Annotated in this window: 15 protein-coding genes and 2 pseudogenes; 5 read left to right on the top strand and 12 right to left on the bottom strand. The window is 68.6% G+C overall.

Annotated features, from left to right (window positions below):
• Positions 1-244 precede the first annotated feature (244 nt).
• The 4 genes from M8I34_RS40370 to M8I34_RS40355 all read right to left on the bottom strand — a co-directional run bounded on the left by M8I34_RS40370 (position 245) and on the right by M8I34_RS40355 (position 3,504).
• A complete protein-coding gene (locus M8I34_RS40370) occupies positions 245-535 on the bottom strand; it encodes a hypothetical protein (protein ID WP_250058063.1) in 291 nt (96 codons plus the stop codon).
• A complete protein-coding gene (locus M8I34_RS40365) occupies positions 532-1,212 on the bottom strand; it encodes a ParA family protein (RefSeq protein ID WP_250058062.1) in 681 nt (226 codons plus the stop codon). Before M8I34_RS40365 ends, M8I34_RS40370 begins: the two co-directional genes overlap by 4 nt.
• 665 nt (positions 1,213-1,877) lie before the next feature.
• A complete protein-coding gene (locus M8I34_RS40360; protein WP_250058061.1) occupies positions 1,878-2,180 on the bottom strand; it encodes a cytochrome P450 in 303 nt (100 codons plus the stop codon).
• 10 nt (positions 2,181-2,190) lie between these two features.
• Entirely contained in the window at positions 2,191-3,504 is a 1,314-nt protein-coding gene (locus M8I34_RS40355) for a cytochrome P450 (RefSeq protein ID WP_250058060.1), read from the bottom strand.
• A 631-nt stretch (positions 3,505-4,135) separates the two neighbouring features.
• On the opposite strand from M8I34_RS40355, the gene M8I34_RS40350 reads away from it, so the two are divergent.
• Positions 4,136-4,876 carry an alpha/beta hydrolase gene (locus tag M8I34_RS40350; RefSeq protein WP_250058059.1) on the top strand — a complete coding sequence of 247 codons (741 nt, stop codon included), beginning with the start codon at positions 4,136-4,138 and terminating at the stop codon, positions 4,874-4,876.
• Between the two features lie 183 nt (positions 4,877-5,059).
• Here the strand turns inward: M8I34_RS40350 and M8I34_RS40345 are convergent, their stop codons facing one another.
• The 3 genes from M8I34_RS40345 to M8I34_RS40340 all read right to left on the bottom strand — a co-directional run bounded on the left by M8I34_RS40345 (position 5,060) and on the right by M8I34_RS40340 (position 6,761).
• Positions 5,060-5,542, bottom strand: coding sequence for a hypothetical protein (locus M8I34_RS40345; protein WP_250058058.1), 483 nt, complete (start codon positions 5,540-5,542; stop codon positions 5,060-5,062).
• A 390-nt stretch (positions 5,543-5,932) separates the two neighbouring features.
• Positions 5,933-6,058: a hypothetical protein gene (locus tag M8I34_RS41535; protein WP_284051369.1), complete on the bottom strand. Its 126-nt coding sequence runs from the start codon at positions 6,056-6,058 to the stop codon at positions 5,933-5,935.
• Between the two features lie 10 nt (positions 6,059-6,068).
• Positions 6,069-6,761 carry a TetR/AcrR family transcriptional regulator gene (locus tag M8I34_RS40340; protein ID WP_250058057.1) on the bottom strand — a complete coding sequence of 231 codons (693 nt, stop codon included), beginning with the start codon at positions 6,759-6,761 and terminating at the stop codon, positions 6,069-6,071.
• 52 nt (positions 6,762-6,813) lie between these two features.
• Between M8I34_RS40340 and M8I34_RS40335 the strand changes: the two genes are divergently transcribed.
• Positions 6,814-7,932 (top strand): NAD(P)/FAD-dependent oxidoreductase, encoded by a 1,119-nt coding sequence (locus tag M8I34_RS40335; RefSeq protein ID WP_250058056.1) that lies wholly within the window; start codon positions 6,814-6,816, stop codon positions 7,930-7,932.
• A gap of 320 nt (positions 7,933-8,252) precedes the next feature.
• Here M8I34_RS40335 and M8I34_RS40330 read toward each other — a convergent pair whose 3' ends face one another.
• The gene (locus M8I34_RS40330) at positions 8,253-9,083 is read right to left on the bottom strand and encodes a PIG-L family deacetylase (protein WP_250058055.1); all 831 of its coding nucleotides are present in this window, start codon (positions 9,081-9,083) and stop codon (positions 8,253-8,255) included.
• Between the two features lie 655 nt (positions 9,084-9,738).
• A complete protein-coding gene (locus M8I34_RS40325; protein WP_250058064.1) occupies positions 9,739-10,209 on the bottom strand; it encodes a DIP1984 family protein in 471 nt (156 codons plus the stop codon).
• 503 nt (positions 10,210-10,712) lie between these two features.
• Here M8I34_RS40325 and M8I34_RS40320 point away from each other — a divergent pair.
• On the top strand, positions 10,713-11,132 hold the full coding sequence (locus tag M8I34_RS40320; protein WP_250058054.1) for a hypothetical protein: 420 nt from the start codon (positions 10,713-10,715) through the stop codon (positions 11,130-11,132).
• 235 nt (positions 11,133-11,367) lie between these two features.
• On the opposite strand, the gene M8I34_RS40310 is transcribed toward M8I34_RS40320, so the two are convergent.
• A complete protein-coding gene (locus M8I34_RS40310) occupies positions 11,368-12,279 on the bottom strand; it encodes an alpha/beta fold hydrolase (protein ID WP_250058053.1) in 912 nt (303 codons plus the stop codon).
• Positions 12,280-12,502: 223 nt separating this feature from the next.
• On the opposite strand from M8I34_RS40310, the pseudogene M8I34_RS41780 reads away from it, so the two are divergent.
• Positions 12,503-12,688, top strand: a pseudogene (locus M8I34_RS41780) (IS630 family transposase); the annotation flags it as partial.
• Positions 12,689-13,054: 366 nt separating this feature from the next.
• Here M8I34_RS41780 and M8I34_RS42090 read toward each other — a convergent pair.
• Positions 13,055-13,902 (bottom strand): annotated as a pseudogene (locus M8I34_RS42090) (alpha/beta hydrolase family protein); the annotation flags it as partial.
• A gap of 191 nt (positions 13,903-14,093) precedes the next feature.
• On the opposite strand from M8I34_RS42090, the gene M8I34_RS40295 reads away from it, so the two are divergent.
• Positions 14,094-14,288: a hypothetical protein gene (locus M8I34_RS40295; RefSeq protein ID WP_250058051.1), complete on the top strand. Its 195-nt coding sequence runs from the start codon at positions 14,094-14,096 to the stop codon at positions 14,286-14,288.
• A 129-nt stretch (positions 14,289-14,417) separates the two neighbouring features.
• Here the strand turns inward: M8I34_RS40295 and M8I34_RS40290 are convergent.
• Positions 14,418-14,661, bottom strand: a 244-nt coding sequence (locus M8I34_RS40290; RefSeq protein ID WP_250058050.1) for a hypothetical protein, incomplete at its 5' end; no start/stop codon positions are given.

The following is a 14,661-nucleotide window of genomic DNA, read 5'->3' as shown; positions in this document are numbered from 1 at the left end:
TACTCACTCCGGGCCGTTCTGAGCTGAGCTGAGCTGAGCTGAGTGGTTGTACCAGGTCCCGTTTCCCAGATCAGAGCGTCCTCCCGTTGACGCTCCGGGGGCCGACGTGGCTGCGGGTGAGATGATCTCGGCGCGGCTGGAGCGCTACGGCGTCAGAGCCGTCTTGGACAGGCCGTTTCGCCGAGTTGAACCAGGCTGCGCGCCGGCAGCTCCAGGCAGGGCCCCCGCCGTGCGAGCCGGCTGGTCAGCGACCCGAATCCGGAACCTCGCGCGGGGCGGACGAAGCCTGGCCTCCGGGCCGAGCGACCCAGCCGACGGTGGCGGCCAGAGTACGCAAGACGGTGGCGCCGGCGAACACCGCCGAGGAGACCGGCCATCCCATCCATCGCGTCAGATCACCTCGCAGGTCGGGATCGACCTCGACGGTCACCCGGATGTATCTGCTCTGCAACCTGGTGACATTGGTGGACCGAGGTGCCGAGACATCCGGCCCGCGCCGCAATGCTGCGCGGTAGCTCTCCTTGCGCTGGCTCATGCCTCATCCTGACGCTTGATCAGTTCCTCCGCGAATTCCATGTACGCCGAACCCTTGGCCTGGACCGAGTTCCCGAAAGACTGGGCGTACAGGTCGAGCCGCGCGATGTGGGTGTCCAGCACCTCGAAACCCCGCTCGGTGAGTGCCTCGCGAGCGTCCGCATCGGGCCCGGTGCGCGTGGCATCGGGACGGTTGGTGCGATTGAGCAGCACCGCCGAGCGGGCCGGCTCGGCACGCAGGGACTGCACGTCCGCCATCTCGCCCAGGATGGGTGCCATCCGGTCCAGTTCGATGGGGGCGGGGGTCACGGGCACGATCCACTCGTCGGCGTACCTCATGATGCTGCGGGCGATGCGGGGATGGTCCTCCAGTTGGGGCGCATCGAGCACGACGGCCTGCCGGTCGCCGAGGAAGTCGTTCACGCGACGGTGAACGTCCCCCACCGGCAGAGCGATCACCGGAAACGGAAAGCCATGGGCCAGCTCGCTCCAGCGCAGCGCGGAAGCGGCCGGGTCACCGTCGACGAGCAGCGGCGACATACCCGACTCATGAAGCGCATGGGCCAGCCACACCGCACTCGTCGTCTTTCCGACGCCGGGCTTGAGATTTACAAACGCACAACTCAAAGGCACAAGAAAGGACAATAACGGGCGCAATCGTCCAGCTTCGGTCGGCACGACGGCGTGGTCTCGTGTTTCACCCGCAAGCAGCGAGAAACGTCGGACACCCGGTTGTGGTCGCGGCCGCCCCGGTGCGCCACCGGCTGCCTTTTCCTGCCCCTCGCTGGCTGGCATTCGGCCCCACCCATCCGTACCGACTACTCCGCTCGGTCCCGCCACGACCGACCCACGAAGCCTGGCTGACCCGCCGTCCGGCAGGAGGCGAGGGCAAACGGCGGCACGGGAACGGTCCGGGCCGAATTCAGCGTGCATCCCGGCACCCCGCACCCGGCGACGGCAGTGACCGTGCCGTCGGCCGCCCACTTCCGCAGCCGATCGCGGACTCGCTTCCCTCACCCCTTTCAGGCACCAACCAGGACGTGTCACCCGTCACCAACGTGCCGGGGCAACACACCTGGGCACCTCGGTGCGCGGCGCTCCCGTGTGCTCCAGAGCCTTGCGGGCAGCGAGTTGGCCCATAGTTCCGAAGACAGGTTCGTGGGAGCCGAATGTCTCGGCGCGGGCCCTGCCGCGGCACCACCTTGGTGGCGGTCACGACACCGTGCTCGGGAAGACTCAACTGTTCCTTGATCCCCGGGGCGACTGCGTCGAGGAAGGGCGGCAGATGCCCGGCGGGTTCGGCTCAGCGGCCCGCCCCGCCGAGCCGAAGCACGTCAGAGCCTCTACCGAGGTGTGGGCTGCATCCGGAGTTCGCCCGGTCCGATGGACGCTCCCGGGACGGGGCGGGTCTGGTGATGGCCGGGCAGGTGTTTCAGGCGCCAGCGGGCGGTGATGGTGGCGAGGGTGGCCTCGGCCATCGCGAAGGTGTCGCCGATGCACTTGCGGGCGCCGGTGGCGAAGGGGATGAAGGCGTTGCGGGGAGGCTGGGGGCGTTGAGGGTCCCAGCGGTCGGGGTCGAAGGTTTCGGAGTCGGTGTAGAGATCGGGGCGGTGCCGGACGCCGCGACCTTTCCGGCCTGGACCCATCGGACAGGCCCTAGAGGTCCCGTGGCCGCACCATCATCCGGATCCCGTCCCGCGCCCACAGCACGAACCGTTCCACCGGCGTCACTTCGTGCCCCGGCGCGGGCCGAAAACGCAGGCGCTTGAGGAGGACGGCCAGGACGAGTTGGGCCTCGACCGTGGCCAAAGCGGCGCCCTCGCAGCTGCGTGGCCCGATCCCGAAGGGGACATACGCCAGCCGCGGCCGCTTGGCCACCTCCTGCGGTGTGAACCGCTCGGGGTCGAACCGCTCCGGCTCGGGCCAGTGCTCAGGGTTCAGGTGCACCGCCCAGAACGGATAGAACACCGTCGTCCCGGCCGGGATCTCGTACGGACCCAGCACCAGGTCCTCGGTCGTCACGCGGGCGCCGTACGGGCCGGGCGGGAACAGGCGCATCGACTCCTTGAGCACCATGTCCAGATACGTGAGCCGCCGCAGATCACCGTAATCGAGCGTGGCGCGCTCGCCCAGCACCTGGTCCAGTTCGGCGGCGACGCGATCGGCCGCGTCAGGATGGCGGCCCAGCAGGTGCAGCGTCCACGAGACGGCGACGCCGGTGGTGTGGTGGGCGGCGAGCAGCGTCACCATCACGGTGTCCCGGATCCGCGCCGGGCTCTGACCGGCCTCGACGAGCGCCCCGATCAGGTCGCTGCGGTCGGTGCGGCCGCCCGAGCGGTGCGCCGCCACCACGCGGTCGACCGTCGCGCGCAGATAGGCAAGGGCCGCCTCGGCCCGCTCCGCCGAGCGCGGGTCGGCCCGCGGCACCTGGTAGAGCCGCCCGAGGTGCTCGGCGAGCACCTCCTCGAACGCGGCGACGACACGGGCCGTGTCGGTTTCCGCGCCGCCGAGCGCGAACCCGCAGATCATACGGAGCGACAACGCGGTCAACTCCTGTTGCAGCTCGACGGGTTCGCCGTCGGCCTGCCCCGCCCAGCGGTCCGCGAGCTCCCGCGCCAGCTCGGTGAAGCGCGCGAAGTGCCGCTCGTGAGCCGGCCGTCCGGCGAGCACCGAGAGCAGCAGTCGGCGCCAGGGGGTGTGTTCGTCGGCGGGTAGCACTTGCAGGTTGCCTGCCTCGCACAGCGGGTCCAGGAACGCGAACAGCTCCTCCGGCCGCGTGTCGAGGTGCGCCGTGGCCTCCAGAAGCACAGGGTCGGCGACCGACACGGCCGTGTCCGCGCCCGGCAGTTGGAAGCGCACGACGGGTCCGTGCGCCTCGTGCAGGCGTAACTGGTACCGGTGCAGCCCGCCCGCAGCCGCAACGGCGCTCAGCCCGCCGTCCTCCTGGTGCTCGGGTCCGGGAATACGCATAACGGTGCCTCCTGTCCCAAGTCCTGCCCTCGATCGAGAGTCCTGCCCTCGATCGAGTCCGTTCCGAGGGGACCTCAACTCGCCCTTGCATCAGCCAGTTTCTCCCCCGCCCCCGCTTCCCTACCCCCGCGCGACGGGTCTCCCGTGACCGCACTGGCCTCGGCAAGCATTTCGCGGATCACGGAGAGGCGTTGCGCGCCGACACCGGGCTGGTGTCGCGGTGTCATAGAAGCGCTCCACCGCTGGGCCGGCGTGAGTGCGGCGTATCGCCTCCGCGCCACACGTGAGGTGCACCGACACTCGGAGAGGCAATTCCCCAGAGCGGCCAGTCTGCCCCTCCTCCTCCCCCCCCCCGCAATCAGGGTTCCTTTCTCCGTTCAGAAGCCCACTGAACGAAGTTCCGGATGAAGACCGTGTCCTATCTGGTGAGGCGGCATCCGGCCACGGAACCGCTGCAAAAACCCGTTGGCGGACCACGGCGACCGCTGCTACTTTCCGGAAGGCCGTGCGAGAGAACGAGGAGGTGGTACCCGTGAACGCAGTATCGACATGGGTGCTCCCCTCCGGGGTCACGGTCGGGCGATAGGTCGTCCGGGAGCGCCGTTCCAGCGCACTCCCGAAAGGCACGACCATGCACTTCACTTCTGAACAGCACCTCGACGGCAGCGTCCTCGAACGCGAATTCACCCTCGGCGAGATCCCTGGCATCCTGTGGACGCCTGCATCCGCATCCGCGTCCGCACCGGCGCCGCTGATTCTGCTCGGCCACCCTCCGCTCGGACTGCGCACGATGTACCCCCGGCTGGCGGGGCGGGCCCGGCACGCCGCGGCGGATGGCTTCGCCGCGGCCACCATCGAGCTCCCCGGGAGCGGTGACCGGCCCCGTTGGGCCGCCGCCGAGCAGGCCCGCGCCGACCTGCGCCGGGCTATGGAGGCCGGCGAGCCGGTCGGCGACGAGATCATCGACGCCCTCGTCCTCCCGCTCGTCGAAAAGTCGGTCCCGGAATGGCAGGCCGCCCTGGACGCCCTCCTGTCGCTGCCCGAGATCGGCGGCCCGGTCGGGTACTCGGGGGGCGTGATCTCCATCGGCATCCGGCTTGCGCTGGTCGAGCCGCGCGTCTCGGCCGCCGTTCTGTTCGCCGGGAGTCTCGTGCCCGCCGCCATGTTCGACGAGGCCCGCCGGGTCACCATTCCGCTGCACGTCCTGCTGCAATGGGACGACGAAGGGAACGACCGGCAGGCGGCCCTGAACCTGTTCGACGCCTTCGGCTCCAAGGAGAAGACGCTGCACGCCAACATGGGCGGGCACAGCGGCGTCCCGCAGTTCGCGGGGGACGCCGCAGCCCAATTCTTCGCGCGGCATCTGCGCTAGCCACAGGCCGGCGCCGCCAGGCCAGTAGACGGTAGGCGGTGCCGGCCAGCACGCCACTCATCAAGTTGAGCGTGGAGCGTCACCGCGCTGCTGCTCGGCAGTGTGCGAGGTCGTCGGCTCAGGGCCGTTGGACACCATGGTGGAGAGCTTTGACTGGCGTGCAGTCGATATGAGGGCGGCCGTTCAGGATTCGTCGGCCGCAGTATTGCTGTTGGTCGAGGCGGCTTTTCTACGCCGGTACACCATCACGCCACATATCCCGAGGAGGAGCACGGTGACCGCGCCCACACCCATCACCGTCTGCTCGGCAAACAGCCTTGCCAGCAGTTCCAGCGCGCCGATCCCGACCGTCGCGTATGCCAGCGCCCAGCCCGCTCCGCCCACGAACAGTGCGGGGAGGTAGCGCGACAGCGGCATGTGCATACTTCCCGCGAGGAAGTTGGCAGCGGTCTGGAATCCGATGGTCAGGAAGGAGGCGGCCACCACCGGTGCGCCCCACCGCTGAATCGCCCGCTCGGCGCGTCGGAACCTGGGCGTGGAGATCCGCTCCGCGAGCCTGCCACGCCTGGCACCGGCCCCTGCGAGCCAACCGACGGCGAAGGTCCCTCCGGCGCGCAGCAGAACGATGACGTAGAGACCGGCAGCTGTGAGCGCGACCTTATCCACGACGCCTCGCCCGCCGAGCCGGGCCCTCGTCGTGGACTGCTTCTCCTGTCACCCGATGTCGCGATTCCCGCCCCAGCGGGCTCGCAAAGGGCACGAGGCTGGTCTCATACCTCACCTGCATCTGCTGGTCCGTCCCTGCATGCGTGTCGAAGCGGCACTGGTTCCCCAGCACGACGCAGAGCGTTCCTGCGTCCAGGGGCCTTCCGGGTACGGCCTCTTCTCAGGGCCACCCGGCACACCCAGATTAAGCGAACACGCGTACCCCGGGTACAGGGCCGTCCTACGGCCGATACGAGGGACACTCCCGCTTCGTCCAGAGCAGTCGTCGCCCAAGGGCATGCGGCGGGGCCTTCCGAAGAAGTCCGCCTCTGGGGCGGTCGCGCGGAGGTATCAGCGCATGGCGTTGCCGGGAAGTGGTGGGAGCAGGCCGCTGATGGCGTCGATGTGGCCGAGGGTGAGTACGGGGGCCCACACCGGCCCGTGGACACCGACCCCGGCCTCGCTCGCATTCGGCAAGAGCTGAGCGTTACGCCGGCGGCCGGGTGAGTTTGGCGGCCACGGCGTCGAGGACCCAGTCCAGGCCGGTCGCGAAGGATGACTCGGCGTCCACGTCCGTGCCGTCGTACACGGCCTTGGTCAGCGCCGGGAAGCGGCCCGTGGCCAACATTCGCGTCACATGCGGACCGGAGGCGCGCTGCCAGTCGCGCTTGGACAGACCCGTGGCGCGCTCGGCCCGCAGGTTCGCGATCTCGCGTCTGATCGCGCCGGTGAAGTAGGCGCTGACAGTCTCCACGGCGCGCATGACGGTGTCGATGTCGGCGAGGCCGTCGAGGGCGGCCAGCGTCTCCTCGGTCACGGCGAGGCCGTTCGGGCCCAGGGTCGGGCGGCCGCCGAGCAGGTCGGCCAGCCATTCGTGACGGAGAGCGGTCCGCCTGGTGCGGTGGGCGAGGATGCGCAGCGCCTCCCGCCAGTCACCGGGCCGCTCCTCGGGGAGAATCTCGGCCTGGACCTCGTCCACCATGAGGTCGAACAGCTCCTGCTTGGTGGAGATGTATCCGTACAGCCGCATCGGGCCGGCGTTCAGCCGGGCGGCGACCTTACGCAACGACACCGCCTCCAGCCCGCCCTCGTCGGCCAGCGCGATGGCGGCGGCGACGATCCGCTCCCGGTCGAGCGGCACGGGGCGAGTCGGCGGCTCCGGCCGGTCCCACACAGTCATGGTCACACCTTCTATTGCTCTGCATCACCAAAGAGAAATACAGTGTATCGACATGAGACATCGTATCGCCGTGGTCGGGAGCGGCCCTGCCGGCCTTACCTTCGCCCGTGTCCTGCACCGCCATGGCTACCCCGTCACCGTCCTCGAACGCGATCCCGCCCCCGACGCCCGCCCCCCGGGCGGCACGCTGGACCTGCACGAAGGGCTGGGCCAGCGCGCGCTGGACAAGGCGGGGCTGCTGGCGGAGTTCCAGGCACTGTCTCGCCCCGAGGGGCAGGCCATGCGCATCCTGGACGCGGACGGGACCGTCCTGCGCGACTGGCGACCCCGTCCAGATGACCGGGCCAATCCCGAGATCGACCGCGGGCAACTCCGTGACCTGCTGCTCGGCCCTCTCGACGTCCAGTGGGGTCGGGGCGTGACACAGGTGGTGCCGGGGACCCGGGATGGCGTACTGGTCCATTTCGCGGACGGGCGACAGGAGACGTTCGACCTCGTGGTCGGCGCGGACGGTGCCTGGTCCCGGATCCGCCCGGCAGTCTCGTCGGTGACGCCGCACTACACCGGCGTCACCTTGGTCGAGACCTCCCTCGACGACGTCGACACCCGCCACCCTGACCTCGCCCGGTTGATCGGCGACGGTTCCGTGGCCGTGTACGGCGTGAACCGAGCTCTCGTCGCCCAGCGCAACAGCGGCGGCCACATCAAGGTGTACGCCCAGTTCCGCGCGCCGCTGGACTGGCACACGAACCTGGACCTGGCCGACGTCGAGGCCGTGCGATCGAGCCTGCTGGCTCGGTTCGACGGCTGGGCCGCTCCCGTCCTCGGCCTCCTCCGCCACGGCACCGCTTTCGTCCACCGCCCCCTCTACGTCCTGCCCGTGTCCCACACCTGGACCCACGTCTTCGGGGTGACGCTACTGGGCGACGCCGCCCATCTGATGCCCCCCTTGGGGGCGGGCGCGAACCTCGCGATGCTGGAAGGCGCCGAACTCGCCGAGTCCATCGCCACCGGCCCTGGAGATCTGGACGAAGCCGTCCGCGCCTTCGAGGAACAGATGTGGGCACGGGCCGGCAGGTGGGCGAAGATCACGACGGCCGGTCTGGAACGCCTCGTGAGCCCGGACCCCGCCGAAGCCCTCGCCCTCTTCGACCAAGTCCAGCCATCCTGACTGCCAAGCGCGAGAACACCAGCACCAATAGCTCGCCACGGCTTCACGGGACGGTACGGCACCGCCGCGGTCCCTCCGGGTGGTCACAGGATCCGCGCCAGGTTCACGACGAACGGGTTGGTGCCGACGGTGAGGGAGTGAGAAGAGCCTGGTAAATGTGAGACCTCAGCCGTGGTGCGGGGCGCCATCGTGGCTGCGCGGTTGGCTAGACAGCCCTACCAGCCGGTCAGGTCCACGAGGAGATCGCAGTGCGGGTCGTCCGGGCCCGGCTGGTAGCGCGCGACCGATGAGCTCTTCCGGGCCCCGGTCGGACGGGCGGATCAGCGCAGTCCGGCGAAGAGATCGTTCTCGGGTACGGCCGCGCCGGTGGCGTCCTTGACACGTACGAAGGTCTCCATGCCCATCAACTCGCCGAACCTCTCCTTGCCCATCTTGAGGAAGAAGATGTTCTCGCCCTGACTGGCGTGCGCGGCCAGCGCATCGAACTTCTGGCTGCTGAATGCGGTGGTGTCCACCCACGTGGTGATCTCATCGTCGGGGAGGCCGATCTCGGCCATCGCGGCGGCCTCGGCAGGATCCGGCTCCGGCATGTCTCCAAGCTCACGCATGGTCTCCCCGAACCGCTGCATCATCGAGCGGGGCATCGTCGTCCAGTACACCTTCGGTGTCAGCGCGGTCATCTCCAGCGCCGCCATCGTGATGCGGTGGGCCTGGATGTGGTCGGGGTGGCCGTAGAAGCCGTTTTCGTCGTAGGTGACGACCACATCGGGTCGGTAGTGCCGCATGAGTTCCGCAAGTCGGGCGGCGCCTTCCTCCACGGGCGTCTGCCAGAAGGATCCGGGGGCGTCGTTGCTCGGCCAACCGATCATCCCGGAGTCGGCATAGTCCAGCATCTCCAGATCGCTGACCTTCAGGACCTCACAGCTCGCTTCGAGTTCTTGGCGGCGCATCAAGGCGACGGTCGCCGGATCGTGCCCGGGATCGCTCGGCTTGACGCCCCTCGGTCCGTCACCGCAACCGCCGTCGGTACACGTCACGAGAACCGTGCGGATGCCTTCCGCCGCGTACCGCGCGAGGACCCCTCCGGTTCCGGTGGCCTCGTCGTCGGGGTGGGCGTGTACTGCCATGAGCGTCAAGGGCCGGTCCGTCATGAAACATTCCTCCTGCAAAAATACGTTTTGGTCCGAACTCGCGGCGGGCGTACCGCGATCCTGGGGCCCGGATCCTGGTGGGGCGGACGACCTTGTGGCCTCCGTGTTCCCCGCCCGTGCGGCGCCGGTCCCTCGCTCGATGCAACCGTGCCGACCGGCCCCGATGTTCCCGCCGCGGCCGTGGCCTTCCAGGCTTCGGGGTTCAACGCGAACGAGGTACGAGCGCGACCTGCCGTCCTGTCGCACTGCGTCTGGCGTGTGGTGGTTGCTGACCAGCGCGGTTGCCAGATCGTTGGAGACCGACCGTGGCCGGCGTTCTCAAACGACCTGGCTTTCGCGGAAGTCTCGTTCGCGATGGATGACTGGAGCGCAGCCAAAATCGCCAACAGAATCCGCCGGAGATCGCCGTTCTCCATGATGCTGCGATGTGAAGAGCCCCGAACCCGCCCTCGCCGCCTCGGATCTGCACGTGGTGATGTGCTGTGCAATGTGCACCTTTACCTGTACGCGGTGCTGAGCTGCACTGTTGCTGGGGAGTCGAACCCCCGCGTTGCTCATCACGCGCCAGGAGTGGGCTGGAAAACCGCCGGCCCTCGGTGTGTGCACGCCTCCGAAACTGCTACCTGCTCCACATCGTCCCGGCCTGCTGGACTGCTCAGTCCAGCAGATCGACCTCCCAGTTCGTACGCTGGATACGCACATCGACCTCGCGGATCTCCCGGGCGAGTACGTCCGCCTGACCGCGCAGTTCGGCGACCGGAAGCGCGGAAAGCATCATCAACTCGGACCGAAGCTGCCGGCCGTATCCCCGCTCGCCCTTACCCGCCGCCGCGTCCGCCGCTGCGGTGACCACGGAGTGACGCAACCGCAGGACGTCCCGGCGTGCGAGGGCATCGGTGAGCGTGCCCTCCGGACCCATCTCCACGGTGGCATTGGTCCGGTTGATCCGCCGGATCAACGTTTCCAGAGCGTTCAGCACCTCACCGGCCTCAGCCAACAGCTGAGCTGCATCCTCGGCGGGTTGCTCCCCCTCCTGGTACCGCGCACTGCTGACGACACGCGCTCGCAACTGTTCTACACGGCGCGTCGCCTCCGCACGTTCTGCCAGTGCCTCAGCAAGCTTCACTGTCTCCACGTCCCCCTCCGTGAGCTCGCACGAGTATACGAGCGCGAACAAGCCCGTATGCACCCGTCCTTGATCCGCCGGAGCACTGACCAGCCACTGGAGTGAGAGCGGGCGGCCGCGCAGAGAGCCACCAAAGAGAATCCACCGGCACGAATGAGAACGAGTGGGAATCCGACAGTCCCGGCACAGTCCCGGCGCGGCTGGACGCACGTCTCAGCGCCATGTCGTCTCCGACTTCCAACCGGCACCAGCCGTGGGATTCCGACATGAAATGTGAGACCTACGGGCAAGCTGCACCGGAGCTGTATGCGGACATGGTCAGGGAGGATCCGCGGATCCGCTCTGTCGGGGCAGGGCCGCCAGTCGGCAGTCCTCGTTGGCCATCGGCCGGCCTAAGTGCTGTTCCGTAAGGGATCTCCAAACCGATTGCGACCAGTAGCCCACCGGACACGGGTGGCCAAGTCTTGATGACAGGATGTCCGTCCCGACGACCCTGAGGGGCCATGGCCGTGCATACGCCTGCCGACTACCTCGAACTGGCGCGTGCCGAGAACGACAGCTCCGTCCTGCATCGACTCGCGCGATGCCCGTACCCCTTCGCCTGGCAGGCACTGGCCGCCAATCCCTATACGGCGCCCGACACTTTGCTGGAGCTGAGCACGGCCCAAGACAGCAGCTGGAACAACAACAGGCTCTTTCGCCTGCCGGCGGAACATCCCCGCGCGGACTACACAGTGTTGCGAGCCGTCCGTGATGCCGTAGCGGCGAAGCTCGCCGAGGGCGAACGACCCTACGCCGCCGTGCTGGCGCTGGCGGGACGCAGGGAACTTGCGACGGAGGAGGTGCGACAACTCGGCGCTCTCCGTGGAGCTTCTGCTCGTCTGCGCAGCCGGCTCGACCGGCACCTCGGGCTCCGCACTTGACTCATTGCCCACCTCGGTTGGTTCCGGATGGAACGATCTTGGTGTGACTGGAGTGAGCACGGCGTCGGAGCCATCCTGGACATACCCGCTCACCGGCCTGAGCCCGCGCCAGTTCCTCAAGTGGGTCACCGGGCTCCGCCGCGAAGGCATCGATGAGGTCCACATCCGCCGGCCGTGGAGCCTGCCACTGGATACGTCGCTGGTAGCGGCAGGGGGACGTCGCCCTGGAGCGCGGTCAGGGCGCGGGGCGCCTCAGCCGGCGGCCCAGGAGGAGGGCTCCCGCGCCCGTGATCAGCGAGGCGGCGGTGATGCCGGTGAGTGCGGTCTCGGTCCGGGCGTCATGGGCAGATCCCGTGGCGGGCATCGAAGGCCGGGCGGATTCGGCTGCCGTGGCGGCTTGGAGGACGAGGTCGGTGACCGCTTCGGGGTGGGAGATCATCGCCACATGGGAGGAGTCGATCTCCACCGTGTGTGAACCCGCGCGCTTCGCCTCGAAACGTTCCTGGTCGGGGTTGATGGTCTTGTCCTGCTTCGCGACGAGGAACCACGAAGGGATGTGCTTCCAGGCGGCGACCTTGGCCTTCTCCGAGAACGCGGTCGTTGCCGCGGGCCGCTGGGTCACGGCCATGACCCTAGTGGTGCTCTCCGGCAGGTCGGCGGCGAAGACCTGATGCAGCTTGTCGGGCTTGAGGTAGAGGTCGGTCCCGTTGAGGCCGTCGCCGGCACGGTAGGGGACGGACTTCGTGGCGGTGTCAAGTTCGCTGGGGAACCTGGCGGCCAGGGACATGCCGTTCTCGCCCACGTCGGGCATCAGGGCCGAGACGTACACCAGGGACTTCACTTGGGGGTTGCCCGCGGCGGCCGAGCTGATCAGGGAGCCGCCGTAGGAGTGCCCTACCAGCACGACCGGGCCCTTGATGCTGTCCAGTACGGAGGCGATGTAGGCGGAGTCGCTGTACAGCCCGCGCAGGGGGTTGGCGGGGGCGATGACGGTGTAGCCACGGCGTTGGAGCCGCTCGACGACCCCGTTCCAGCTGGAGGCGTCCGCGAACGCCCCGTGCACCAGCACGATGGTGGGTTTGGTCGTAGTCGTGGTCGTGCCGCCGTCCGCCGCGGCGGGGGCTGCCACGGTCGTGCACAGGGCCATGGCGCATCCGGCCGCCATGACGTGTGTGCGACGTATTCGGCGACGTGAGCCGGGGACCGGAAATGCTGCCATGGCGTTCTTGCCTTCCGTGGAGCCTATGGCACCTGAGTGTTCACCCCTCCGCACCGGCAGGCGCGGCCACGCACTCCAACCGGGTCACGAAAGAGGGCTAGGCGGGTGAATGCTGAAGTTGATGGGTTTCCAAGAGCCACGTCGGGAGCCAGGCGGCCGACCGAGAACCTTCACACTGCCCGAGCGCCGGGAGATCAAGAAGATCGCCAAGTCCGAGCCGACCGAGCATGACCTGCCGTTTTCGACCTGGAGCTTGAGCAAGCCGGCCGACTTCCTGGTCGCCGAGGGGGTGGTCGACGACATCAGCCACGCGGGCCTGCGCATCATGCTCCGCGAGCGTGAAGGCTTCGTCAGGCGGCGGAGGGTCATCGCCATGTCGGAGGGCACCCAGGCAATCCAACGGGTGCTCCACGAGCGGACGGATGTAACGGACAGGGTGGACGTGGTGCCGGGGCCACGCTCGGCACCCGCTGTTCTGGACGCACGCGAACCCCTACGGTCGGTTCGAGCTGGGTGGATATGAACAGCCGCCTGGAGGTGGGCCCGGCCGCCAGGGCCGCGACGGTGCCGGGCCGCGCACCCCCGAGGTCCAGAGCGTGGCGTCCTCAGCGTGACTGGCGGCGGGCGTACGGCGGAGGCATGGCCGGGAGGGCGCGCCGCTGCGCGTACATCCTCGGCTCCCAGCCATTGCCGGTGGCGCGCTTCAGTCGGTCTGCACCGACTCGTCGAAGAACCTGACGATCCGGGGCAGGGCTTGTCGCACCGATCCGTTGTGGTCGTAGTCGCCGACGTCGGTCAGCCGGGGAGCTTCGCCGTTCCTCGTCAACTGGTCGGCGCAGTACGTCGCGTGACTGAAGTCGACGTCCTTGTCGCCCCGGCCGTGGAAGATCTCCACCGGTACGTTCGGCGGCCAGTCACACGTGTTGTCCATCGGGCGCAGCTTGTCCTTCAGGACACCGCCGGGATTGCGGATCTTGTTCAAGAAGTCCTCGGTGAACAGGTCCTTCCGCTCCCCCTACGCCGGCGAGGTGTTCCAGGCGGTGACGAAGTAGGCGAGGTAGATACCGGATTTGGCGATCTTGTCGTCGGCTGCGGCGGCCTCGAAGGCCGAGAGGTGTAGGGGCCGCTGACCGGGGCGAGTGCCCCCAGCCTGAAGTAGCGGTCGGCGCCCTTCTGCTGAAGCGCCCGGCCTACCAGCATGGTCGCGGGGCCGCCCTGCGAGAAGCCGCTGACCTGAACCTTCCGTTTCAGGTCCCGGCCGTTCCGGTGGGCGAGGGTACGGGCTGCGCGCAGGCCGTCCACCGAGGACGCGACGGTGACCCAAGGGTCACCGTAGGGGTGGAAGCCTTCACCCGATCCGAGGCCCACGTAGTCAGGCGCCGAAACGGCCCGCCCGGTCGAGGCGAACAGCAGGGCGGCGAGCCGGTCGTTCGACTTCGGGTTCTCCGAGGCGACGTCCTTGCGGTAGACGGTGGTGCCGTGCAGCCAGGAGGCCGTAGACAGGTGGCGCGCCCCGTTCTTGGGCAGGGCGACGAGCTGGCTCGGTGTCGTCTGCCACGAGAACATCAGTGATTCTGCCGTGAGATGCAAAAGTGGCTCAGGGGGATGTCGCTGACCCCTGACAGGCGCTCTGGACCGATTGCCAGGAGATTTCCGTCGACCAGTGGTTTCTGGCACATCCCGGCTCTTCCCTGGGCTTGAGACAATCGGCAGGGCCGTACGAACGAACAGGGGCGGAGATCATGGTCAATCTGGTGCTGCTCGGCGTCTTGGTGCTCGCCATCGGCGGGTGTGTATGTGTGGTGTGGGCAGAGCGCGGCGGGCCCCGTTGGGTCCGCGGTGTGGCGAGCGTGACGCTCGCCGCGAGCGAGGTGGTGCGTCGCTCCGAGAAGAGGAACCGGCGACGGAGCTCGGGGACCACCAGTGGCCGCGACTAGCTCGGAACGGATGAAGCAACCTGAACTGGGTGGTCAAAGCCGCCTGGCAATGGGGCAAGATCGCCTATCAGGGGTACGGTCTGCCCCCGGCGGGCCGGGAGATAAGCCCGCCGGGGAGAGGGACCGGCTTCAGCCCGCCGCGTAGACGTCCTCGATGTAGCGCCCGGATGCGGTCAGTTCGCGCAGCCAGGCCTCGGATTCCTGTGGCGAGGCGCCGGTGCACGCACCGTGCAGCTCGCGGAAGGCGGCCCGGACACCGGGCGCCATCCGGCTGCCGTCACCGCAGACATACACCCTCCCGCCGGCCTGGAGCAGTTCCCACACCTCGGTGGCCTCGGCGGCGATCCGGTGCTGGACGAAGCGGTGGCCGTTT

Source organism: Streptomyces sp. MCA2 (assembly GCF_023544705.1).
In the GTDB taxonomy this organism is placed as follows: Bacteria; Actinomycetota; Actinomycetes; order Streptomycetales; family Streptomycetaceae; genus Streptomyces; species Streptomyces decoyicus.
This window is presented reverse-complemented; position numbering and strand designations above follow the sequence as displayed.